Annotated in this window: 18 protein-coding genes and 1 pseudogene; 11 read left to right on the top strand and 8 right to left on the bottom strand. The window is 67.7% G+C overall.

The window, feature by feature from the left end; all coding sequences use genetic code 11:
• The first annotated feature begins 16 nt into the window (after positions 1-16).
• The gene (locus tag EPD83_RS11645) at positions 17-505 is read left to right on the top strand and encodes a cupin domain-containing protein (protein ID WP_128365224.1); all 489 of its coding nucleotides are present in this window, start codon (positions 17-19) and stop codon (positions 503-505) included.
• 77 nt (positions 506-582) lie between these two features.
• Positions 583-1,461 (top strand): SMP-30/gluconolactonase/LRE family protein, encoded by an 879-nt coding sequence (locus EPD83_RS11640; protein WP_128365200.1) that lies wholly within the window; start codon positions 583-585, stop codon positions 1,459-1,461.
• A gap of 70 nt (positions 1,462-1,531) precedes the next feature.
• Here the strand turns inward: EPD83_RS11640 and EPD83_RS11635 are convergent, their stop codons facing one another.
• Complete coding sequence (locus tag EPD83_RS11635; RefSeq protein ID WP_235950525.1) at positions 1,532-2,836, bottom strand: MFS transporter; 1,305 nt, start codon at positions 2,834-2,836, stop codon at positions 1,532-1,534.
• Positions 2,837-2,973: 137 nt separating this feature from the next.
• On the bottom strand, positions 2,974-3,921 hold the full coding sequence (locus EPD83_RS11630; protein ID WP_128365202.1) for a sugar kinase: 948 nt from the start codon (positions 3,919-3,921) through the stop codon (positions 2,974-2,976).
• Positions 3,922-4,231: 310 nt separating this feature from the next.
• On the opposite strand from EPD83_RS11630, the gene EPD83_RS11625 reads away from it, so the two are divergent.
• Together EPD83_RS11625 and EPD83_RS11620 are read left to right on the top strand one after the other, a co-directional pair.
• Complete coding sequence (locus tag EPD83_RS11625; RefSeq protein ID WP_164896062.1) at positions 4,232-5,137, top strand: sugar-binding transcriptional regulator; 906 nt, start codon at positions 4,232-4,234, stop codon at positions 5,135-5,137.
• 29 nt (positions 5,138-5,166) lie between these two features.
• Positions 5,167-6,669, top strand: coding sequence for an MFS transporter (locus EPD83_RS11620; RefSeq protein WP_128365204.1), 1,503 nt, complete (start codon positions 5,167-5,169; stop codon positions 6,667-6,669).
• A 98-nt stretch (positions 6,670-6,767) separates the two neighbouring features.
• Here the strand turns inward: EPD83_RS11620 and ulaG are convergent, their stop codons facing one another.
• Positions 6,768-7,832: an L-ascorbate 6-phosphate lactonase gene (gene ulaG, locus EPD83_RS11615; RefSeq protein ID WP_128365205.1), complete on the bottom strand. Its 1,065-nt coding sequence runs from the start codon at positions 7,830-7,832 to the stop codon at positions 6,768-6,770.
• Between the two features lie 586 nt (positions 7,833-8,418).
• Here ulaG and EPD83_RS11610 point away from each other — a divergent pair.
• From EPD83_RS11610 to EPD83_RS11600, 3 genes are all read left to right on the top strand, one after another.
• On the top strand, positions 8,419-9,081 hold the full coding sequence (locus EPD83_RS11610) for an orotidine 5'-phosphate decarboxylase / HUMPS family protein (protein ID WP_128365206.1): 663 nt from the start codon (positions 8,419-8,421) through the stop codon (positions 9,079-9,081).
• Positions 9,078-9,956 carry an L-ribulose-5-phosphate 3-epimerase gene (locus EPD83_RS11605; protein ID WP_205859501.1) on the top strand — a complete coding sequence of 293 codons (879 nt, stop codon included), beginning with the start codon at positions 9,078-9,080 and terminating at the stop codon, positions 9,954-9,956. The genes EPD83_RS11610 and EPD83_RS11605 overlap by 4 nt, the downstream gene beginning before the upstream one ends.
• A 66-nt stretch (positions 9,957-10,022) precedes the next feature.
• Positions 10,023-10,691, top strand: a complete 669-nt coding sequence (locus EPD83_RS11600; protein ID WP_128365207.1) for an L-ribulose-5-phosphate 4-epimerase — start codon at positions 10,023-10,025, stop codon at positions 10,689-10,691.
• A gap of 196 nt (positions 10,692-10,887) precedes the next feature.
• Here EPD83_RS11600 and katG read toward each other — a convergent pair whose 3' ends face one another.
• The gene (gene katG, locus EPD83_RS11595) at positions 10,888-13,146 is read right to left on the bottom strand and encodes a catalase/peroxidase HPI (protein ID WP_128365208.1); all 2,259 of its coding nucleotides are present in this window, start codon (positions 13,144-13,146) and stop codon (positions 10,888-10,890) included.
• A 126-nt stretch (positions 13,147-13,272) separates the two neighbouring features.
• Here katG and EPD83_RS11590 point away from each other — a divergent pair, with 126 nt between their 5' ends.
• Entirely contained in the window at positions 13,273-14,778 is a 1,506-nt protein-coding gene (locus tag EPD83_RS11590) for a sensor histidine kinase (RefSeq protein ID WP_128365209.1), read from the top strand.
• A 76-nt stretch (positions 14,779-14,854) separates the two neighbouring features.
• Here the strand turns inward: EPD83_RS11590 and EPD83_RS11585 are convergent, their stop codons facing one another.
• From EPD83_RS11585 to EPD83_RS11570, 4 genes are all read right to left on the bottom strand, one after another.
• Positions 14,855-15,655, bottom strand: a complete 801-nt coding sequence (locus EPD83_RS11585) for an MIP/aquaporin family protein (RefSeq protein ID WP_205859502.1) — start codon at positions 15,653-15,655, stop codon at positions 14,855-14,857.
• A gap of 74 nt (positions 15,656-15,729) precedes the next feature.
• A complete protein-coding gene (locus EPD83_RS11580; protein WP_128365210.1) occupies positions 15,730-16,494 on the bottom strand; it encodes a response regulator transcription factor in 765 nt (254 codons plus the stop codon).
• Between the two features lie 171 nt (positions 16,495-16,665).
• Entirely contained in the window at positions 16,666-17,181 is a 516-nt protein-coding gene (locus EPD83_RS11575; protein WP_164896064.1) for a VOC family protein, read from the bottom strand.
• A gap of 371 nt (positions 17,182-17,552) precedes the next feature.
• Positions 17,553-18,170 carry a TetR/AcrR family transcriptional regulator gene (locus tag EPD83_RS11570; protein WP_128365212.1) on the bottom strand — a complete coding sequence of 206 codons (618 nt, stop codon included), beginning with the start codon at positions 18,168-18,170 and terminating at the stop codon, positions 17,553-17,555.
• Between the two features lie 238 nt (positions 18,171-18,408).
• On the opposite strand from EPD83_RS11570, the pseudogene EPD83_RS21080 reads away from it, so the two are divergent.
• The 3 genes and pseudogenes from EPD83_RS21080 to EPD83_RS11555 form a co-directional block, all read left to right on the top strand.
• A pseudogene (locus EPD83_RS21080) lies at positions 18,409-19,191 on the top strand (alpha/beta hydrolase); the annotation flags it as partial.
• Between the two features lie 400 nt (positions 19,192-19,591).
• Complete coding sequence (locus EPD83_RS11560) at positions 19,592-20,410, top strand: amidohydrolase family protein (protein WP_164896066.1); 819 nt, start codon at positions 19,592-19,594, stop codon at positions 20,408-20,410.
• 89 nt (positions 20,411-20,499) lie between these two features.
• Positions 20,500-22,101 (top strand): FAD-dependent monooxygenase, encoded by a 1,602-nt coding sequence (locus EPD83_RS11555; protein ID WP_128365227.1) that lies wholly within the window; start codon positions 20,500-20,502, stop codon positions 22,099-22,101.
• Positions 22,102-22,662: the final 561 nt, after the last annotated feature.

Raw genomic sequence — 22,662 nt, 5'->3', positions numbered from 1 at the left:
GAGAAGGCTTGTGCAGATGCCGCGTACACCCACGGATTACCCGCTCGACAACGACGGGGGCAACCCCGACGTACCCCCGAAGATGCCGTTCTTGCATCTCTGGACCGACTCGGAGGGGAGCAGTCGAATCACGGACTCCCTGATGGGCGGCTTCGCGATGAAGAGCATCGGAGGTGGCGCCGACCCGCAATGGCTCCGACCGTTCCCGGGTGAGGTTTCGTCGGTCTCCTTCGCGGTACTCCCGGTCGGCTGGGTAGGGCAATGGCACGAGAGCCCCCACCCGCAGTGGGTGGTCCCCGTGCGCGGCCGGTGGTTCATCGAGACCCAAGACGGGGGACGGGTCGAGATGGGTCCTGGTGACATCCACTTCGGCCAAGACCAGGACACCGTCGAGAAGGAGGAGCGGCGGGGCCACCTGTCCGGCTGTGTAGGCAACGAGCCCTGTTTCCAGATGCTTGTGCAGTTCGCGCAGTCTCCGGTGCCTCCGACGCGGCACCCCTTCTGATGGTCACCGGGCCGGTCGTCGTGTCCGGCGCCGGCTCCGCGTCTCCGCTCCGACTGCGAGACCCGGGTGAGCCGGAGATGCTCGAGCTCCCTGGAGTGCGGGTCGATGACGCACGGCTGGCGGAGGTGCTGGACCCGAGCGCTCGGCTCGTGCGCCTCTATGAGCATGCAATCTGGTCCGAGGGGCCAGTGTGGTGGCAGCATGAGCGGACCCTGGTCTTCTCCGACGTCCGAGGGCGTCAGGTCCTTGGTCGGCGGGAGAACGGTGCCGTCGACGTGCTGCTCGACGCCACGCCGTACTGCAACGGCAACGCGGTCACCGCAGACGGCGACCTCGTCCACTGTGAGCACGGCCGGCGCGGAATCAGCCGGACTCGGCGCGACAGCAACGAGCTGCTCGTGGAGCGATCCGCCGACGGACGGCTGAACTCGCCGAACGACATCGTCGTCGCCCGTGACGGCGCCATCTGGTTCACCGACCCCGTCTTCGGTCTCACCCAGCCGGAGGAGGGCTTCATGGGGCGGCAAGAGGTCGATCATGAAGGCGTTTACCGGTTCGTCGAGGGTGCGGCGACCTTGATGGCCACGCTGGACGGACCGAACGGCCTCGGGTTCTCGCCGGATGAGAGAGTGCTCTACGTCTCCCGGACCCCACCGGACGCGGCAGCGGACATCGTCGCGTTCGACTGGGACGGGCGCCGACTGTCGGGGCGGCGCCACTTCGCTCACGTGGAGCAGGGCATTCCGGACGGGTTCGCCGTCGACGATAGGGGCTGGCTGTGGTCGAGCTCGCGCACCGGCATCCAGGTCTTCGACGACCGGGGGGCCACTCTGGGACTGGTCCCGGCACCGCACATCGTCAGCAACTGCACCTTCGACTCGGACCACTCGCGCTTGTTCGTCACCGGCGACGCGGACCTGCTGATGCTGACTCTGGGTCCTGCGTCGCAGCGCTGACGGTTCTGGGCGCAGCCCGAGAGGGTGGGGTGACCATGGTCGGCCGCCCCACCCTCTCGGTGTCGCAGGTTCAGATCTTGTCCAGCGAGACGTTGCGCGTCTCCGTGGCGAACAGGTAGGTGACGCCGCCGATGACGAGCAGCAGAGAGAAGAGCCAGAAGGCGGTCGGCACCGCGTTGAGTGTCACGTTGACGTCGATCATCGAGCCGCCGATGAGAGCCCCCATCAGCGCCGGGCCGAAGATCTTGGCCGTCGAACCGATGCCGTAGCCCAGGCCGAGCCCGGTGGAGCGCGCCTCGTTCGGGAACTGCTCGGCACCGAAAGCATTGAGGATGCCGAACGCCCCGTCACCGAAGGCCATCGCGACGAGGATACCGACGAAGAACATCGTCGCGTTGGCCTGCGTCGCCGCGACGGCGCAGATCCCGGCGCCGACGGCCCCGATGAGCCCGAAGGAGAACATGACCAGCCGTCGTCCGACGATGTCGGCGAGCCAGGCCGAGCCGAGACGACCGGCGACATCAGCCAGCGCCACCCAGGTGAACAGCACCCCGACATAGGCGGCGTCGTAGCCGAAACCGTCCTTGAGCAAGGTCTGCCCCCAGGACTGGATGGTGAAGGACCCGAGGATGAAGCAGAAGGAGCCGATGGTGATGATCGTCAGCTGCTTCTTGTACTTGTCGAAGATCAATCCGTACGAGGAGCGCGCCGGCTTCTCGTACGTCGGGAGCTCACCCACCTCGTCGGGTCGGATCATCATCGCCCAGGCCAGCGACTCGCGGGCCTCCTCCAACCGGCCCTTGGCCTGCAGGTACCGCGGGGACTCGGGCACGAGTCGGAGCCACAGCAGCAACAGGATCGGGATGATGCCGAGAGCGACCATCCCCCGCCAGCCGATCGTGGGCCCGATCCACTTCTGGGCCTGGGCTCCGAGCAGCAGACCGGCCGGGATGAAGACCGATGCAAGCCCGGCAAGGAGCCCTCGCTGCTTGGCCGGCACGAACTCCTGGACGTAGGGGATCGAGCTGATGTTCAGTCCGCCGACACCGATGCCCACGCCGATGCGGCACAAGGCCAGGAACCACCATCCGCGGTCGGGCGTCAGCAGCATCACCGCGGTGAAACCCACGAAGGAGACCACACACCACCAGAAGGTCCGCTTGCGACCGATGACGTCGGCGAGACGGCCCCACATGATCGCACCCAGCACAGTGCCGAGGCCGGAACAGGCCAGGATGACTCCGGCCTCGACGCCCGTCAGGTTCCACGGCTTCGTCAGCAGCGCGACGACGAAACCGATGAGGAACATGTCGAAGAACTCGCTGATGTTGCCGGTGACAACCAGGCCGATGAGGCTCTTCTGGTTGCGGGTCAACGGCCTTCCGTCGATCTGCTCGGTCGCCGTTGGCGTCCGGGGATCTGTCGCGGTCATGGGTGTCACTGCCTTTCGTGTCAGGTTGGGCCGGCGAGTGCTGGCGTTGTCGTGCCGGGCTTGTCGCGCGGTCGTGGGGTTCAGCGCAGGATGTCGGTGCTCTGCGGGTCGGCGCCGAGCTCCTCCGCGGTGACATGGGTGAGGTCACCGTGATGCGTGAGAGCGAACTTCGAGACGTGGAGGCCGTGGCCGATGCCGCCGACGATGTCGCCGCTCAGGAAGCCGTGCAGAGTGCCCGCGACGAAGGCGTCGCCGGCGCCCGGCCGGTCGACGATGGGCACAGTTCGGACCTCGAAGTCCTGCTCACCGTCCGGACCGGCGTAGTAGACGCCGTCCGTGGAGTCCGTGGAGACGACGTGGGTGGCTCCGAACATCTCCCGGAGGGCCAGCGAGGCCTCGGCGCCAGGCGCGTTGATATCGAAGACGACCCGTGCGTCGGTTCGTGAGCAGAAGATGATGCTCGAACGTTCTGCGATCCACCCGAGCCTTCGGCGTGCCTGAGTGGGCGACCACAACAGGCTGCGGTAGTTGACGTCGAGCGCGACGTCGATGCCGCTGTCGTGCGCGAGGCTCACGAAGTGCCGGAGCGTCTCGTAGGTCTGGTCCGTCAAGGCTGCGGTGATGCCGGTGACGAACACCAGACGGGTCGAGAGCAGGACGTCCCAGTCGACCATCTCTGGAGTGATCGTGCGGAACGGGGAGTGGGTGCGGTCGTAGCTGACTCGCGATGGCATCGGGGGCTGTCCCGGCTCCATGAAGTACAGCGCCATCCGACCCTCGTCGGTGCGAAGCATCGCCGACATGTCCACCCCGACGGAGCGGAACTCCGACAGACAGCGTTCGGCCAGATCACCTCGCGGCACTCGTGAGCACCAGGAGGTTCGGTGGCCCAGCTGGGCCAGCAGGCCGGAGACGTTGGCCTCGGAGCAGGCAGCCGAGACTCTCAGGGTGTTGCAGCGGGACAGCCGCTCGCCCTGGGCCACCGTCAGCCGGATCTGTCCTTCGCCGATGGTCGTCAGGTCGAACATTGAGCTTCTCCTTTGAAGACGCAACCCGAGTCGGCGGGTGGCTCTGAACCGTGGTGAGGCGGGACGGATGGTGTGTGAAGAGAATGTCTACCGAAGGTGCTGGCCATCGCCGGCCGGTCCCGGCACATTCGTGCTCCGCCGGAGGAGTGTCCGCGCTCGACGCCTTCCGCGACCTGCTAAATGCTGGCAAAATGCAGGAAGCCGCGCCGCGTCCGTCGGCGCGTCAGGACAGAATCGAGAACGGATGTGCGCCGCACGGGGACCGGTCTCGGACCGGTCACGACTCGATCTCCTGCATCGGGTGGCTCGGATGTACTACCTCGAGGATGCATCCCAGGACGACATCGCCCGGACGGTCGGCTACTCCCGGCCGACCGTCAGCCGAATGTTGACCGAGGCGCGACAGTCCGGCATGGTCCACATCAGCATCAGCGAGCCTGCCGCCGGCTCCATGGACGAGGAACGCCGCCTGCGCGAGGTTTACGGTCTCGAGGTCGCTCTCGTGGCGGCGGTCGAGCCGAGGACACAGCCTGCCGAGGCGGTAGCCCGGCTGGCCTCCCTCGCCGTGGCGGAGCGGGGCAACGAACGGTCGATGATCGCGCTGTCCAACGGCACCTCCCTGCGCGCCTTCGTCCACGCGATGCCGCGCCAGCGATGGAGCTACTCCGGAGTCATTCAGATGGTCGGGTCCATCGGCTCCGGCGACCCTCTGCTGGCTGACAGCCCCGAGCTGTGCCGATCCCTCGCCGCGCGGCTGGGCGGCACCTTCCGCCCACTGCCCGTGCCCCTGGTCCTGGGATCGACGGAGGTGGCGCGCTCGATGCGTCAGGAGGAGGTCGTTCTCACGTCTTTGGAGCTGGCAGCCCGCTCCGACATCGCGTTGCTCGGAGTCGGAGCCATCGATCACCGAGGACACCCTGGCCCGATCCTCGGGCCGTTCATGGGTTCAGCCCAGACCAACGAGCTCCGTAGAGTCGGCGCCGTCGCGCACTTGTGTGGACATTTCTTCGATGCCAAGGGCCGGCACCTGCGTACCTCGCTCTGCGAGCGGACCATGGCGATGGAGCCGGAACGGCTGGCGGGAATCGGACTGGTCATGGCGATGGCGTGGGGCACCGACAAAGTTCCGGCGATCGCCGCCATCCTCAAGGCGGGACTCATCACGGGACTGGCCACCGACCAGTCGACGGCCCGGCTACTTCTGGACTACGCCTGACCTCCATCGCGATGGGGTAGGAATGGGCCGTGAAGACCAACACGGGTCGCCAAGACCACGGGATTCGCGGCCGGTACGGCCCGGTAGTGCTGACCACGTTGCTGGCACTGGTGCCCTACCTGGTGGCCACCTCGGCCCTCCGCCTGTTGGGCGACGGGCTCGCGGCCGACCTGTCTGTCTCGTCGGGCTTCGTGGACGTCACCCAGTCGATGGCGACGGCGATGTACGCCTTCGGAGCGCTGCTGGCCGGAGACCTGGGTCGGCGGTTCCCCCAGCGCCCGACCTACCTTGTTCTCATCGCACTGGCGCTCGTCGGGTGGCTTCTGGCGCTCGGGTTGCTGGGTGCGTGGTCCTTCGCTGTGGGCTTCGTGCTTGTCGGCCTGACGACCGGCCTCCTGCTGATCGTCTCGCTGCCCCCGGCGATCCAGAGATTCCCGGCGGCGAAGGTGCCAATGACAGCGGTGTTTGTCAACGTGGGTCTCTTCGGTGGGGTTGCGGGGGGCCCGCTCGCCGCCGGTATTGTCGACCGGTTCGGCGGCTGGCGCGTCCTCTTCGCTGTCCTGGCGCTGACGACGGCGCTCGCTGTGGTGCTCGGCGCCTCGGTGCTGGAGCGGACACCGGCCATGGCGCCCGACCTGGTGGCCGATCCCCCGGTGGTGGTCCTGGCGCTGGTCGCGACGGTTCTCGCGTTCGGCGCGGTGGCGTTGCTGCCGTCAGTCGGCTTCGTCTCTCCGTGGTTTTTCGCGCCCTTGCTCGTCGGGCTCACTGCTTTTGCGGCGATCTTCATCGTTGAGGACCGCCGCCGCGAACCTCTTGTCGCCGTCGGTCTGCTGATCCGCACCGCTCCGGTGATCGGGACACTCGTGGCGTCCTTCGCCGGAGGCGTCTTTCTGTCGCTGGTGAGTCTCACCCAGCTGCGTATGGTCACTCTCTGGGGTCTTGATCCGGGTCGGGTCGGTCTCGACCTGTGGCCACTCGTACCCGGTGCGCTACTGGCTGCCGTCACCCTCGGGCTGGTGTTCAGGACGCGCTACCTGCCCGTCCTGATCCTCTTCGGGCTGGTGGCGATGATCCTCGCAGGTCTGGTCTTGATGAGCACTGGACTCCCCGAGGACCTCGGCCGAAGTCAGCTGGCTCTCGGTGCTCTGGGGTTCGGTGCGGGAGCCACGGTCAGCCCGGCCCTCTTCCTCGCAGGTCTGTCGACGCCCTCGGCCGCTCTCGGTCGGATCTTCGCGTTCGTCGAGCTCGTCCGGTCGATCGGTGACTTCCTCATCGGTCCCGTGCTGGTGCAGTTCGCCGCCCTGATCTCTGCCGACGGGGCCGCACAGGAGCGGCAGGTCGCCATCACCCTCGGCATCGCGGTCACGATCGGGGTCGGCACACTGTTCGTCTGCACTGTCGCATTCCTTGCCTCCTACCGCCGGCTCCCCGTGCCGGACCTGTCCCGCTGGCTCGACGGTGACGACCCGGCCATCGAGAGCCCGGGAGCGTTCCGGGGCGCTCAGGATCGGGACGACTCGGTGGTCGGGTAGGACGATTTGGCAAAGGCGGGGCGGGGCGAACGAGCCTCACCTCGCCCACCCCGCCCCTTCTCGGCGCGCGTCGGCGTCGAGCCTGACGACGGACGACGTCAGAGGAAGGCGTCGTACGGCAGCTCGTGCTCGCAGCTGAAGACGTCCGAGAAGCCGCGAGGGTAGTGGTACCGCAGGTCGTCCTTGTTCTCGGGGAAGACGAACTTTCCCCCGACCTGCCAGATGTAGGGCTGGAAAACGTACTTCAGCGCGTGTCGCTTCATCTCCCAGAGCGTCACGATCTCCTCAGGGTTGGCCATGAAGTTCGACCAGATGTCGTGGTGGAAGGGAATGACGACCTTGGTCTGCAGGCCCTCGGCCATCCGAAGCATGTCCGCTGCAGTGAGCTTGTCGGTGATCCCGCGGGGGTTCTCGCCGAAGGCACCCATGGCCACGTCGATGTCGTGTTCGTTGCCGTGCTTGGCGTACATGTTCGAGTAGTGCGAGTCGCCGCCGTGGTACAGCGAGCCTCCTGGGGTCTTGATGATCCAGTTGACTGCGAGGTCGTCCATGTCCGCCACCGGCCGGCCCTTGGTTTCGACGTCCTCCGGCTGGGTGATGAGCATGGTGCGGTCGAAGGACTCGACGACGTGGATCTCGGTGTCCTTGACGGGCACCACGTCACCGGGGCGGACGGTGATGCACCGGTCCGCGGGTACCCCCCACTTCTGCCACAGGTCGGTGGCGGACTTCGGCCCTACGAAAGGAACGGTGGGCTCACAGTTCTGCAGAACCGCTGCCGCGACGTTGGCGTCGATGTGGTCGGTGTGGGTGTGCGTGGCCAGGACGGCGTCCACCGTCCGGATCGCGAACGGGTCGATGACGAAGGGGGAGAGGCGAAGGTTCGGCTGCAGCTTGCGGACACCGGACATGCGCGCCATCTGGTGACGAGCGACCATGTCAGCGGTCTTCTGGGTGCGCTTGCCGGAGCCCGCCCAGAGATCGATGAGGATGTTGGCGTCGCCCTCGGACTTCACCCAGATGCCGGTGTTACCCAGCCACCACATGGCGAACGTCCCGGGGGAGACCTGCGCTTCCTCGATCTCCTCGTTCAGCCACGTCCCCCACTGGGGGAACGTCGACAGGATCCATGACTCACGGGTGATGTCGGATACGTTCGTCACTGCACTGTGTCCTCTCGTCGTCGCCGGCCCGCGAGTCGGGTCCTGCTCGGTCCGTACCGTGGCGGCTGCCGCAATCGTCGGGCAATCGGACGAACGCCCGCTCCTCGCTATACGGCGCCGCAGATGCGGCTCCGTGAATGGTGCCGGTCATCCGGGCACGCTCGCCGGATCTGGTGCACTTTCGTGCACGAGGTGTCCTCGCGTACCGGTACGGCGTGAGCAACGCAGAGCCTTTGACGATGTCATCGCACAGATGTGCTGACGGATCCGTCAGTTGGCGCGCCCCCGGGGATGCCGATCGCAAGCCGGTGCCGCCGACGTCGGCCGAGGACGCCCTGATTGAACAGGTGTGAACGTCACACCCCTGTCCGAGGCACCGTCGAGGCGTGCTTCTGGGCTCTGTGGTGCTCGAAGGGCCAGCTCGATCCGACTGTGGGCACACATGTTCATGAGCCGTTCCTGACTGCCGAGTCCTGCTCCTAGGTTCGTCGCCTCACGTCCATTCCTCCCGGTTGGCCCACCGTTCCACGGTTGTGCCACCCGTACCGATGGAGGCGGCAGACGCACCGACACGCAGGAGATTCCGATGACTCACCTCCCCCGGCCACGGCTGCAGCTGGCCCTCGACATGACCGACCTCTCGAGCGCGCTTCGGCCTCTCAACAAGGCGGTGAGCCAGGTGGATGTGATCGAGTGCGGCACCGTCCTGGTCCTCGGCGAAGGACTCCGGGCGGTTCGCGAGGTCCGGGCCCTCTATCCCGACAAGGTCGTTCTCGCCGACGTTCGCATCGTCGAGGCCGGCTCCATCATCGCCAAGCACTGCTTCGATGCGGGGGCCTCCTGGGTCAGCGTGGTCGCCGGCGCCTCCCTGACCACGGTGGAGCAGGTGGTCACCGTGGCCGAAGACCACGGGGGAGAGGTCCAGGTGGAGCTCGGCGAGAGCTACGACGTCGAGCAGGCTCGACGCTGGCGCGACCTTGGCGTGCAGCACGTCATCGTCAAGCGATCGAGGGACAAGGAGGCGGCCGGATCACTCACGTGGGGCGAGCAGGACGTCGATCGGGTCGGAGAGCTCGCCGGCCTGGGTCTGACCGTGACGATCACCGGCGGTGTCACCGTGAAGGACCTCGAGACCTTCCAGGGCGCACCGGTGGGGGTGGTCATCGCCGGTCGGTCGATCGTCGAAGCGGAGGACCCGCTTGCCGCTGCCACCGAGCTGCAGGACGAGCTGGCCCGGGTGTGGGCGTGAGCGTCATCGCTTCCGGTGGCACCGGGACTCCGTGCTGCGAGGTCGTCCTCGGGATCTACGAGAAGGCCTTGCGGTGGACGGGCGACTGGGACCGGCTGTTCCGTCAGGCCAAGGACGCCGGGTTCCGTTTCGTCGACCTGTCGGTGGACGAGTCGACCGAACGGAGGGCCCGCTTGCACTGGCCGCCCCACAAGAGGATCGAAGTCCGTGACGCTGCGGCTCGCAACGGCATCGCCATCGGCGGGGTGTGTCTGTCGGTGCACCGCGCGGTCGGCCCCGGATCGGCGGACCCGGCAGTGGCCGACGAGGCCGACCAGATTTTCGAGCAGGGCATTCGCCTCTGTGCTGACCTCGGGGCACCGGTTCTGCAGGTGGCGGGCTACTACGCCTTCTACGAGTCGCCGGATCCCGGTCAGCGGGACCGCTATGTCGCCTCTCTGCGACGAGCGGTTCCCAAGGCGGCTCGCGCCGGCGTCCTGCTCGGCATCGAGAACGTCGACGGCGCGGACGTCACCTCGCTGACCCGCGCCATGGAGCTGGTACGCGAGATTGACTCGCCCTGGCTGCAGCTGTATCCGGATGTGGGCAACATCGCCGAGCAGCGACTCGACGAGGAGGTTGAACTCCGGGCCGGGGCAGGCCACATGCTGGCCATCCACGTCAAGGACGTCAGGGTGGGTGAACCTCGCCGAGTGCCTATGGGCGACGGCGTGGCTGATTTCGACAAGGCCTTCGCCGAGCTGGCCCGACAGCGGTGGAGCGGCCGGATGATGGTCGAGATGTGGAACGACGACGCGGACGACTCTGTCGAGCGTTGTGTGGCGGCGCGGCTGGTGGTCGAGAAGCACCTCGATGCCGCGGGTATCCGCCACTGAGCTATGTCCCCTGATATCGCCGAGGTCGGTTCGGCCCCCGGCACCCGATCAAGAGAGGGAAGCACCATGTTGGATGACTTGAAGGAGCAGGTGTGCGCAGGGAACCTCGCCCTCGCAGAGGCCGGGTTGGTGGCCTGGACGGGCGGGAACCTGTCGGCGCGGGACGAGGATCGGGAGATGATCGTCATCAAGCCCTCGGGAGTTCTGTATTCCGCCATGACACCCAAGGACATGGTCGTCGTCTCCTACGACGGCCACGTCGTCGAGGGTGACCACGGCCCGTCGTCGGACACTCAGTCCCACCTGGGGATCTATGCCGGCCGAGCCGATGTCCAGTCGGTGGTGCACACCCACTCTCGCTACGCGACAGCGTTCGCTGCGGTCGGCCGGGAGATTCCTTGCTGCCTCACCGCGATCGCCGACGAGTTCGGTGGGCCGGTGCCGTGCGGCGGGTACGCCTCCATCGGAGGCGACCAGATCGGCAAGGAGGTCATTGCGAAGATCGGTCGCTCGCCTGCCATCCTCATGCAACAGCACGGGGTGTTCACTATCGGGCCCTCCATCTCGAAGGCCCTGCAGGCAGCGGTCATGGTCGAGGACGTCGCTCACACGGTGGCGGTGGCGATGGGCCTCGGAGAGGTCACCTCTTTGCCCCAGGAAGAGATCGAGGCGAACTTCGACCGCTACAGCAACCGCTACGGCACAATGTCGGCGAGCCACGGAGTCACCGCCTGACGAGCCCTGCGCGCGCCCTCCTGCAGCCCATCGCCAGAACTCTCTGCGCCGCCCAGCGCGGTGCTATCGAGGGTGCAGCTCTACGGCCACTGAGCATTCCACGGGGCTCGAACACACCAGACGATGGGCCCCGTCGCTCCTGGCGACGGGGCCCATCGTGCCGACGAGGGAGCGGCTATACGTCGAACCGGGAGCGTCAGCCCTTCGTCACGTCGTACCGGTCGGCCATCATGACCTTGTCCCACACGGCGACGAAGTCGCGGACGAAAAGCTCGCCACCGTCACAGCCGGCGTAGACCTCGGAGATCGCCCGCAACTGCGAGTTCGCTCCGAACAGCAGGTCGTTGCGCGAGGCTTCGAACTTCGACTCGCCCGTGGCGCGGTCATCGACCGTGAACGAGGTGCCGGCCTCGTCGACCTTCGTCCACTCGTAGTCCATGGAGGTGACGACGTCGAAGAAGTCGGTCGAGAGCGTGCCAACTCGGTCGGTGAAGATCCCAACCGTCGACCCATCGTGATTGCAGCCGAGCGCGCGTAGCCCACCGGTGAGCGCCACCCACTCGGGGGCGGAAAGATTGAGCAGTGCAGCCCGGTCGAGGAACATCTGCTCGGGAGAGACCTTCGAGACCGACGAGAACTCCGGCATCACGTAGTTACGGAAACCGTCGACGACCGGCTCGAGCCACGCGTGCTGCTCGGGGTCGGTCTGCTCCTGGAGCGCATCGACCCGGCCCGGGGTGAACGGCACCGTCACCGGGTGACCGGCGGATGCGGCGGCCTGCTCGACGGCCACGCAGCCACCAAGGACGATGAGGTCAGCCAGGCTGACGTTGAGCCCGGACGACGCCTTGACCTGCGTAAGCCGGTCCACGACCTCTCCGGTCCGGACGTTGACCTTCCAGTCCTTCTGCGGTTCCAGCGCCAGGCGCGCCCCGTTGGGTCCGCCGCGCTTGTCGGTGTCGCGGTAGGTGGCAGCCGAGGAGAACGCGGTGAACGCCAGGTCCGACACCGACAGCCCAGTGTCCAGGATCGCCTGCTTCAGCGTTCCGATCTCGGACTCACCGACGACCGGACCCTCGTGCGGCGGCAGCGGGTCCTGCCAGAGGAAGTCCTTCTCGGCGACCTCCGGTCCGAGGTAGCGCGACTTCGGCCCCATATCGCGGTGGGTGAGCTTGTACCAGGCTTCCGAGAACGCCTTGGTGAAGTAGTCGAAGTCGTCGAGGAAGCGCAAGCAGATCTCGCGGTAGACCGGATCCACCTTGAGGGCGATGTCCGAGGTCATCATCATCAGGTGGTTCATCTGGCCCTCGACGTGCGCGTCGGGGGTCTTCGGGGCGTCCGGGTCGACCGGCCGCCACTGGGTCGCGCCGGTGTGGGGGTTCTCGTGCTTCTCCCACTCGAACCTGAACAGATTCGTCAGGTAGTCGTTGTCCCACTGCGTGGGGTTCGGCGTCCAGGCACCCTCGATGCCGTTGGTCATCGTGTATTCGGCGAAGCCCTTGCCCTCCGGATTGCTCCAGCCGAGGCCTTGGTCTTCCATCGGCGCGATCTCCGGCGGTGGGCCGATCTTGCCCGCCGCGACCTTCCCGTGGCTCTTGCCGAAAGCGTGCCCGCCCGCGATGAGTGCCACGGTCTCTTCGTCGTTCATCGCCATCCGCGCGAAGGTGATGCGGATGTCGATGGCCGAGTCCCGCGGATTGCCGTTCTCGTTCGGGCCCTCGGGGTTGACGTAGATGAGTGCTTGGTGCGAGGCAGCGAGCGGCTGCTCCAGTTCGTAGTCACTGTCGCCAGGCTGCCCGTTCCAGCGCTGCGAGCGCATCACCATCGCATCGAAGGACTCCGGATGGGAGTTCTCGATCCACTCCGGGCCCCAGTACGTCGCATCGTCGGCCTCCCAGGAGTCGCGGCGGCCGCCGCCGAACCCAGTCGTCGGCAGACCCATGATCTCGAGCGCACAGTTGCCGGTCAGGACCATGAGATCGGCCCAGCTGATCGCGTTCCCGTACTTCTTCTTGATCGGCCACAGCAGGCGTCGTGACTTGTCGGTGTTGCCGTTGTCCCACCACGAGCTGATGGGGGCGAAGCGCTGCATGGCTTGCCCCGCCCCACCGCGACCGTCTGCGATGCGGTAGGTACCGGCGGCGTGCCACGCCATCCGGATCATCTGCGGGCCGTAGTTGCCGTAGTCGCTCGGCCACCAGTCGACCGAGGTCGTGAGGAAGTCCTTGATGTCGGTCTTGAGCTCATCGAGGTCGATCCCGGAGAACGCCGTCTCATAGTCGAAGTCGGCGAGCGGGTCGGCCACGACACCGTCGGAGTGCAGCTGCTCGACCCGCAGTCGGTCCGGGTACCAGTCCGAGAGCGTGGGCTTGGAGGTGAACGCCCCACCCACGGTGTCGCCACCGAACGGGCATTTGCCGCCCAGCACCTCGGAGTATTCAGAATACTCAGGCATGCCATGAAACCTTTCCAGCAGAGTTGGCGCGTGGGGCGTCCGTTGACACCGTACCGGCACCCCGGGCCGAGCACGACGAGCGGTCACAGATTCGTGCCGATGTGTCACTGGCGCTAGCGTCTTGCCGTGGCTCGTCTCCGAATGTGGCGAACCGTCCGCGGGCGGCTCGCGCTCACCGCGGCTGCTGTCAACGTCGTCTTGGTACCCCTGTGCGGCGGGCTCGCCATCGCGACCTTGGACCGGAGGATCGATGCGGACGTCGCAGCCGTCCTCGGCGAACGTCTGTCCAGTGTCGAGACGGTGGTTCGAGTCAGCGGTCCGCGTGGTGTCGAGCGAGTGGGCTCGACCGCTGGCGTGGTTCCGCGCACCTCGATCGTCACCGAGATCTACACCGCGGAAGGGGAGCGGATTCTCTCCCAGCCACGTGCCGGCGCACGCTTGCTCCCCGCCGCGTCGATCCGTGCGTTGTCGGGCCGTACGGTCCAGACGTCGGCGGTCATGTCCGTGGCCGGAGAGCCCACCAAGGTCCTCGCCGTCTCCGTCGTGGGGCCCGACGACGAGCGGTTCGTTGTCGCCGTTGGTGGTTCGCTGACGGGCAATCGTCACGTCATCAGGACAGTTGTCCTCTTCCTGGCCGGTGCCACAGTCCCGTCCGCGCTCGTGGCCGGCGCGGTCGGATGGATCCTCGCCGGAGTCGCGTTACGACCGGTCGAGGAACTGCGTCGGCGCGCCGACTCGGTCACGGTGACCGGTGCGGGCGAAGGCTTGCCGTTTCCCGACACGGGCGACGAGGTCGAGCAGCTTGGCAGGACCTTGGACGATCTGGTCCGGCGGCTGTATGCCGCGCTCGCAGATCGGCATGCCGAGTACGCCGAACTCGCTCACGACATGCGGACCCCGCTGACGGCGTTGAGGCTGGAGCTGGAACTCGTTGAGACAGCCGACCCGCAGGCCTCGAAGGACCTACACACCGCGCGGTGCTCCGTCGAACGCCTGGTCGATCTCGTCGAGCGACATCTTCTGTTGGCCGTCGGAGCCTCCGGGTCGTCGCTCTTAGAGCTGGTGGTGCTGGAGCCGGCCGATCTGCTGAGAGAGAGCAGGTCTGCTCACGAGCGGGCGGCCGAGAGGCAGGGAACACGGCTCATCGTCGTCCAGGGAGATCTCGATGCCTTGTCACCGTTCGTGGGTGATCGGCTGCGCCTGATGCAGGTGCTCGGCAACCTCGTGGACAACTCGCTCCGCGCTCTGGGCCAGGGAGGAAGCATCGAACTGGCGGCGACAGCGGTCGACGCCGAGCGCCTTGCTCTCACGGTGGCCGACGATGGCCCCGGGTTCACCGGGGGCTCGGAGTTTGATCGCGACGTCGTCTTCACACGCTTCGTCCGGGGCGAGCAGGGCGGGAAGGCCACATCGCGTCGGCAGAGTCATGGCCTCGGTCTGGCCATCGCGAAGGCGATCGTCGAGGCTCACGACGGTGAGATCACAGCCTCCAATCGAGACAACGGCGGCGCACTCGTTCGCGTCGTCCTCCCGGTGCGCGGTCCGAAGTCCGTGTCTCCGTTGCACGCGGCCGATCGAAGTCGTGCAGATGCTCGGGACCGAGAGGGCATGCCAGGTCTGGGTGGGGGGTGAGCCTGCGGCTCCCGGGAACAACGCCCCACGCGTGTCAGTCCGGGAGCCGCAGGAGTCATGGAGGAACCGACTGCGATCAGTCGGGCGCCGTGGCCTTGCCCACGAATCGGTCGTACGCGACAGCTGCGAGGACGGCGCCGACGATCGGACCGACGAGGTAGGCCCACCAGGCCGTCATCGTGCCGGCGGCAAGCATCGGGCCGAGCGCTCGCGCGGGGTTGACTCCGGCCCCGGTGAGGGGGGCGGCAATGAAGACAGCCGCCGCCAGCGCGAAGCCGACCGCGAGGGGTGCCGCCGCTCCCGGAGCCCGTTCGTCGGTGGTCGCCGCGATGACGACCATCATGAGCAGGAACGTCACGACCGTCTCGACCAGGAGCACCGTCAGCGACGACACTCCGTCCGCCGGCGCAGTCGCCCCCAGACCCGCATCCGACCGAGCGGCGGAGCCGAACATCGCCCACGTGAGGAGGGCCGCCAGGACTCCGCCGACCATCTGTGCGCCGATGTACGGCGCCACGCTCCCCCAAGGAAACCGCTTGGTCACCGCCAGCGCGACGGTCACCGCTGGGTTGAAATGGGCGCCGCTGACGTGACCGAACGCGACTGCGAGCGCGGCCAGGCTCAAACCGTTGACGAGCGGCATGGACAGCGAGTTGTACGCACCGCCGACCGCCGGGTCTCGCAAGGTGCCTGCGACGGCCGTGGAGGCGATGGCCAGGACGAGAAGGAAGGTCCCGATGAGCTCGGCGCCGGAGGCGGCCGCCATGTTGAGCCCGGGTGAGCTTCCGTACAACCCCGCCATCCGACTCGGCGTTTGTCCGGTGTCGTTGGAGTCGCCGTCCTGCGTGTCGGTGCTGTCAGGTGGGTTCGACGTCATGGCGACTGCCTCCAGGGATAGCCGTGGACGACGAGCCGGTCGGCGCGTCGGCGCCGTTCTATCGACCCTTTATGTCACGACGATGTCAGAGCCGTCGTTCGCCCCGATAGGCGGCCTGACCTGCCCTCGACAGGGGTGACGTCCCCGCGGCTTCGAGATCTGCGACTGCCACTGGCGTGCAGTCGATATCCGACGCCCCGTACCGTCTGGATTTCGTCCAGGCCGAAGGGCAGGTCGATCTTGCGACGGAGGTAGCGAACCGTCTGGTCGACGACGTTGGAGTCGACAGCGTCTGGATCCTCCCAGGCTCGGGTCAGGATGACGCCTCGGGTCAGAACCTGCCCGGGGTGTCGCATCAGGACCTGCAGCACGGCGAACTCCCGTCGGGTCAACTCGATCTCCACGCCACCGCGCCAGCACCGCATCGACGCCGGATCGAGCGTCAGGTCGCCCACGCCGAGAACGACGGGCCGGCTGTCAGGTGGGCGCCGAGTGTGCGCGCGGACGCGGGCGGCGAGCTCGATGAGGGTGAAGGGCTTGGCGATGTAGTCATCTGCTCCCGCGTCGAGACCGAGCACGCGGTCGTGGACGCCGGCTCGCGCCGTGACAATCAAGACAGCACCCCAGAAGCCCCGCTCACGTAACGTGCGGCAGACGTCGACTCCGTCTACCGCGTCCCCGAGGCTGAGGTCGATGATTGCGGCGTCGTAGTCGTCGTGATCGCGCAGTAGAGCATCCGACCCGCCGCTCGAGACATCGACGTGATAGCCCCGCATCTGCAGGCCCCGCGCGACAGCGGCTGCCGTTGCTGCGTCGTCCTCAACGAGCAGAAGTCGCACGTCGTCCCCTTCTCATCCAGGAGTCGGCGTCGCCGGCCACGACCCTAGAACGCGTCGTCGCCTCCAATTTGACGCGGGGGCAAGCGCCGAGGGTGAGGTGGTCGTTAAACTGCGAACCTTTCGCAAACATCGTCCACGTCTCCCCAGTCCGACGACATCTGTGGCTTTCATTCAGCCGCGGGGGAGGCCCGCCTTCTGCTCGGACCCGATGTAACCCGCCTTGCCGGGATCTTCCATGATCTCGAGAAAGTTGCCGTCAGGGTCGAAGAAGTAGGCGAACTTGACTCCATCGAGGTCAGGTTGGTCCTGTGTGAACCAGGTGGGTGTCGACTGGAACTCGATCCCGCGCGACACCAGATCGTCGTACGCGGCTTGGATGTCGTCGGTCTGGAAGCACAGGTGCTTGGCCCCGGCCTGGTGGACGGGTGGCTGGACGAGATCATCGCCTGGCTTGGTCACCTGGATCAGCTCGACCGAGGTGTTGTCGACGTGGTAGAAGGCGATCTTGGCCACTGCGTCGCCGGGCTCCTCACCGACGCCGAACTGCCGCGACAGTCCTGCCGAGTTGTCGACGGTGGTGAGGATGTCCGGTTCTTTGTCGAACAGATCGTTGTCGAAGGCCATCGACCTCTCCAGATCGGTGACGATGAGTCCGACGTGGTGGACTCGAGCCGCTATGAAGGACATCTCTGCTCCCATCATTCCCGTGCGTTTCTGGTTCAGCGTTGCCGGAGGCGTGCATCCGCCCGGCTGGCATCACGTTAGTCATCAGATAACTGCCGGATCAAGAGCCACGGTCCGTCTGTCCAACCTCCTACACCGCCCGTGCTGATCCTTGGTGTCGTAACGCCGGTCATCTGACGAGAGTTGACTTGCAGATGTGGCACAACTGCAAGTACGCCGGCCATCCGCCCGTACGACGACGGGGAGCTCGGAATCGAGCACCGCATACGGCGCCCCGGCCCCGGCGGGTGTGACTGGCCCAGCGGGTGCGGCCTTCACGGTGGCTCCGCAGCGGCCACGAGGACGCAGGGGGATACGGGTCGCCCCGTTCAGCGTCAGGGGGTGTGATCGACGGCCGCGGCGCGCGCCATGCCGGCGAGGAACAGGTCGAGGGCGAGGTCGAGCTCCTGTCCGAGTGAGGACGTGCCGGCGGCGGCGGTCTCGCGCAGCGCCGGGTACCGGTCCGGGTCGGCGGTCCGGAGCCGCTCTCGAGCCTCGGCCTCCGCACGCTCGGCGTCGGGCCCGGAGCGCAGCTGCATCGCGAAACCAATGACCAACCGCGCGAACGACGCCGTAAGGACCCTGGCCGGCTCGGGCTCGAATCCGTGGGCGAGCAGGACGGCGACGCCGCGCTCTCGTAGCGCCATGGCGTTCGGCCCGGTCGGTACCGTCTCGGCGAGCACCGGCGCCACGTGGGGATGGTGGCCGATGGCGTCGAAGAGGCCACGTCCGATGGCGCGGAACGCCACGGTCCAGTCCGCGTCCTCGAGCGCGATCTCCTCGACCTGCACCTCCCCGAGCACACGCTCGACGACGTGCTCCATCAGGTCGGCCCGGTTCTGCACGTGACGGTAGATCGTGGCGGTGCTCGACCCGAGCCGCTGCGCAAGAGCCCGCAATGTGAGGGCGTCCGCACCGTTCTCGTCGATGATCTGCAGCGCTATGGCGACCATGTGTTCGAAGGGCAGCTTTGGTCGCCCCACCCCTCGACGAACGGGGCGAACGGGTTCCTGCGCCGACACGTGAGGACCTCCGGTCTATGGATGCGCGCGTCCATCATCGCGTGTCCCAGCCGTGTCGATGCCGCGGAGGCCGTGGAGATGGCGGATGGTCGCTGCCCGCCTCAGTAACGGCTACGCTGTAGCCGAAAAGGCGGGACGCCGACGCCGACCACCGTGGTGAAAGGAAGAGATGGCCAGGTCCGAACATGCCCCGATGAAGACGACCGGAGTCCGGGCCACCACCCGGGAGTTCCTCGGGCGCCGGCCCGCGGCCGAGGAGTCGTTGAGCGGACTCGGGGCCTCCGACCGGGCGGCGCTGCGTCAGTTCTCCGTCGAGCGACTCTTGGGCTACGGCGTCGGCTCCGCGGACGCCGTGGAGCTGCGCGCGCAGGTGCTCGGCGGGACGCCCTGGCAGCAGGCGGCAGCGGCAACGGCGCGTGTGTGCCTCGACAGCCTCGGTGCGCACTGGCCCGAGCCGTCCCCTCCGACCCATGCGGCGTTGCTGCGGAGAGCGTCGGCCCTGGTGCGGATGAGCCAGATGATGATGCTCGTGGACACCGACGAGCGTCGGGAGATCCACATCCGTGCGGCGGACCTGTACTCGCAGGCGGCCGAGATCACCGGCGACCGGTTCCGCCTCGAGGTGGACTCGCCCGAGGGACGGCTGGTCTCCTGGCACGTCCCCGAGCGCGAACCGGTCGGGGCGGCGCTCGTCGTCGGTGGCGTCGAGGGGTATGCGATGGACTTCGACGTCATGGGACTGGCGCTGGCGGCGCGGGGGATCGACGCCTACCTTGTCGACGGTCCGGGTCAAGGGGAGAGCCGGATGCGATACGGGGTGTACCTCACCCCGAGCTGGCAGGCGGCCTACCGCAGCGTCCTGGCTGCCATCGAGGGCCGCACGCCGGGGGTGCCGGTCGGAATTGTCGGCAACAGCATGGGTGGGTCCTTCGCAATGGCGCTGGCGGCCGCCGACGCGAGGGTGCGGGCGGTCTGTGACAACGGCGGAGTCCCCGCCCCGGGCCAGGTGCCGCCGGAGATCGGGACGTTCTTCGCGAAGATGAAAGCGTTCTGCGACGCCGCCACCGACGAGGAGGCCAGCCGAGACTGGAGCAGCGTCGACCCCACCGCACCCGGCCCGGGCGAGGGCTACCCATTGCTCGTCGTGCACGGCGGGCGGGACCCCTTGGTGTCGGACGAGCTGGTGCAGGCGGTACTGCATGCCGCGCCGACCGCGGAGCGCGAGTTGGTCGTCTTCTCCGACGGCGACCACTGCGTCTACAACCACCGCGAGGACCGGGACGACCTCGTGGCCGACTGGATGCGCGCGCGGCTGGTGCGCGCGGCGCGGACTGAGGAAAGGGCCGATCGAGATGGAGCACGATGTCGAGATCGTCGACGCACAGATCCACCTCTGGCAGGGCGGGGGCGCGCCGCAGCATCATCGCCAGACCCCCTTCCTCGTCGAGGAGGCGCTGGCCGAGATGGATACCGCCGGGGTCGACCGTGCCCTGAACTGCCCCGCCATCTGGGACCCGAGAGCCAACGACTATGCCGCCGAGGTCGCCGCCCAGCAGCCGGACCGTATCGCCTCCTTGGGCTGGTTCCCGCTCGAGGGCGAGCCGGCGCCCCGGGAGGTCGACCGGCTCATGGAACGCCCTGGGATGCTCGGGCTGCGCTTCGTACTGGCCATGCCCGACCTCGCCGAGCGGCTTGCCACCGGGGACCTGGACTGGGTGTGGGAGAGAGCCGACGAGCTCGAGCTGCCCGTCGCCCTCATGGTCCACCCGGCCCAGATCCCACTCGTCGGCGACATCGCCACTCGGTTCCCGGCGACCCGACTGGTCGTCGACCACCTGGGTGTTCTGCCGTTCCTGGGCTTGCCCGAGGCTGCCGCGCACCTCGACACCCTGCTCAAGCTCGCCCAGCGGCCGAACGTGGCCGTCAAGGCGAGCGGCGTCCCGAGCATGGCGACCGATCTTTACCCCTTCGAGAGCACCCACGAGGTGCTGCGTCGCACGCTCGACGCCTTCGGCCCGGAGCGCGTCTTCTGGGGGAGCGACATCACCCGGATGCCCTGTAGCTGGCGTGAGTGCGTCACGGCTTTCGCCGAGGAGCTGCCATGGCTCGCCGGGGACGACCTCGCACTCGTCATGGGTCGGGCCGTGCGGCGCTGGGTCGGCTGGCTCTGAGGCCACGCGCAGCGACCGAGAAACGGTCCGCGACCAGGATATTTCGAACACAAGTTATCTGTGATGACCAGGGCAAAGGGGCGTGCACGATGAACGAGACGATCAATACACGAAGCGGCTCGGGTGGGCAGCCTGTCCCCGAGGCGTCGGACGACGACGCGCACCCCACGGACGTCGAGGTGCTGATCGTCGGTGCGGGCCCGGCCGGACTCGTCTTGGCCTGCGACCTGCAGCGCCGCGACGTACGGCACCGGATCGTGAGCGCCGCCGCCGGAGGTTTCGAGGGCTCGCGGGCCAAAGGAGTTCAGCCGCGGACCTGCGAGGTCCTGGACGACCTGGGCGCGCTCGCTGACATCGAGGCGCACAGCACGCTCTATCCGAAGCTCGGAATCCACCTCGGACCGGTCACCCTCCCCAAGACGATGATCAAGCACCACGCGGCCTCCGAGGACGTTCCTCATCCGAACACCCTGCTCGTCGCGCAGTACGACACCGACGCCGCCCTGCGCCGCCGGCTCGCCGAACTCGGCGGCGGGGTCCATCACGGCGTCCGACTGGTCGGCCACTCGCAAGAGGACCGTGGGGTCCTCGCCGACCTCGAGCACGCCGACGGCCGGCTCGAGAGGGTGCGGGCGCGCTACCTCGTGGGAGCGGACGGGGGCGGCAGCACCGTCCGCTCCGGCGCGGGCATCGAGTTCCCGGGAACGACGGACGAGAGTGACCGGATGGTCGTCGCCGACCTCACCCTGAGCGGGCTGTCCCGGAACCGCTGGCACATCTGGCCCCGGCACGCCGGACGATTCATGGCCCTGTGTCCTCTGCCCGACGGAAGGTTCCAGCTCATGCTCAAGCTGCGCCCCGACGAGAGCGCAGACGTAGATCAGGCCACGGTGCGGCGCATGGTCGAGGACTTCGTGGGGAAGGCCGACATCGCCATCGAGGAGGTGCACTGGTCCTCGGTTTGGCGTCCCAACATCCGTCTTGCGCGGCGCTACCGTCACGGTGACGTCCTCCTCGTCGGGGATGCCGCACATGTCCACCCCCCCACCGGTGCGCAGGGCATGAACACCGGAATCCAGGACGCCTACAACCTCGGCTGGAAGCTGGCCCAGGTGCTCGCGGGAGCTCCCGACGCGTTGCTGGATTCCTACGAGACCGAGCGGCAGCCCGTCGCGGCCCGCGTCCTTGGGCTGTCCAGCGAGATCTACGCGAGCATGAGCAGCCGTCCGCTCGCCGGTGCCTCCCGCGGGGACGAGGAGCGCCAGCTGCGCCTGAGCTACAAGGGTGGCCCGCTGGCGGGGAAGGGAGCGGCCACTGGCCGCCTGGTCGCCGGGGACCGCGCCCCCGACGCCGTCTATGTCGACGACCGAGGACGCCACGGGCGGCTGCACCGGGCATTTCGTGGGCCGCACTTCACCCTTCTCGCTCTGGGCGCGGAGGCCGGTGCGGCGGTCGCCGGGCTGGACTTCCCGCGGGCGGGTGCGCAGGTCGTGACCGTCCTGGTGCCGGAGCCGAGCAGCGCGCTCCGGAGCGTCTACGGCATGCCGGGATCAGGGCTGGTTCTGGTCCGGCCGGACGGCTACATCGGTGTGGTTGCGCCGACGCCGCTCCCGGGCTCGAAGTCCGGCGACGAGGCGTGGACGGCCGTCCAGCACTTTCTCGCTCTGGTCTCGCCCCCTTCCGTTCGATGACGCCACGCGGCCGTAGCCCGGTACGTCGGGAGGCTCTATGTGGCCGCAAACTCGCAGCAGACCTCTGGAGGGCACGGCGATGTCCAAGGTCGCGTGAACGGCCGAGCCGACGGTCGCGCGTCCGGGATCCGGGGAGTTCCTTCACGCTGTCCAAAACGCAGCGGGCGCCCGGCTCAGCCGTGTCGTGCCCCGGTGCGCCCCTCGCGGCCTCGCGGGAAGTGGCAAGGAGTACGCGTCCCGCGGGGAGCTGTGCTTCAAGGTCGTCGTGGTGCCCATCGGTCAGCCCTGGGTGAGGGCGACGAGGTCACCATTGCCGGTCGTGACGATCCTGCTCGCGCATGCCTCGGAGAGATTGCGGCGTTCGTCGGGGGTCCACTCGTCGTGGGTGTCGGCCGGGACATTCCGATGAGGCGGATGACGGCGGCGTCGTTGGGACGGGATCCCGACGACGGAGCGGCGTTGGTTCTCCGGGCCCAGCCGGTCCGGTGGGTTAGCGCACCAGAACGTGCGCCAGTGTTCGCGTGGGGACGATTCGAAGATGAGGACCTCGCCCTTGCCGGC

The organism is Phycicoccus flavus (assembly GCF_004025965.2).
In the GTDB taxonomy this organism is placed as follows: Bacteria; Actinomycetota; Actinomycetes; order Actinomycetales; family Dermatophilaceae; genus Phycicoccus; species Phycicoccus flavus.
Note: the sequence above shows the minus strand (reverse complement) of the source record. Positions and strands in the feature narration are given on the sequence as shown.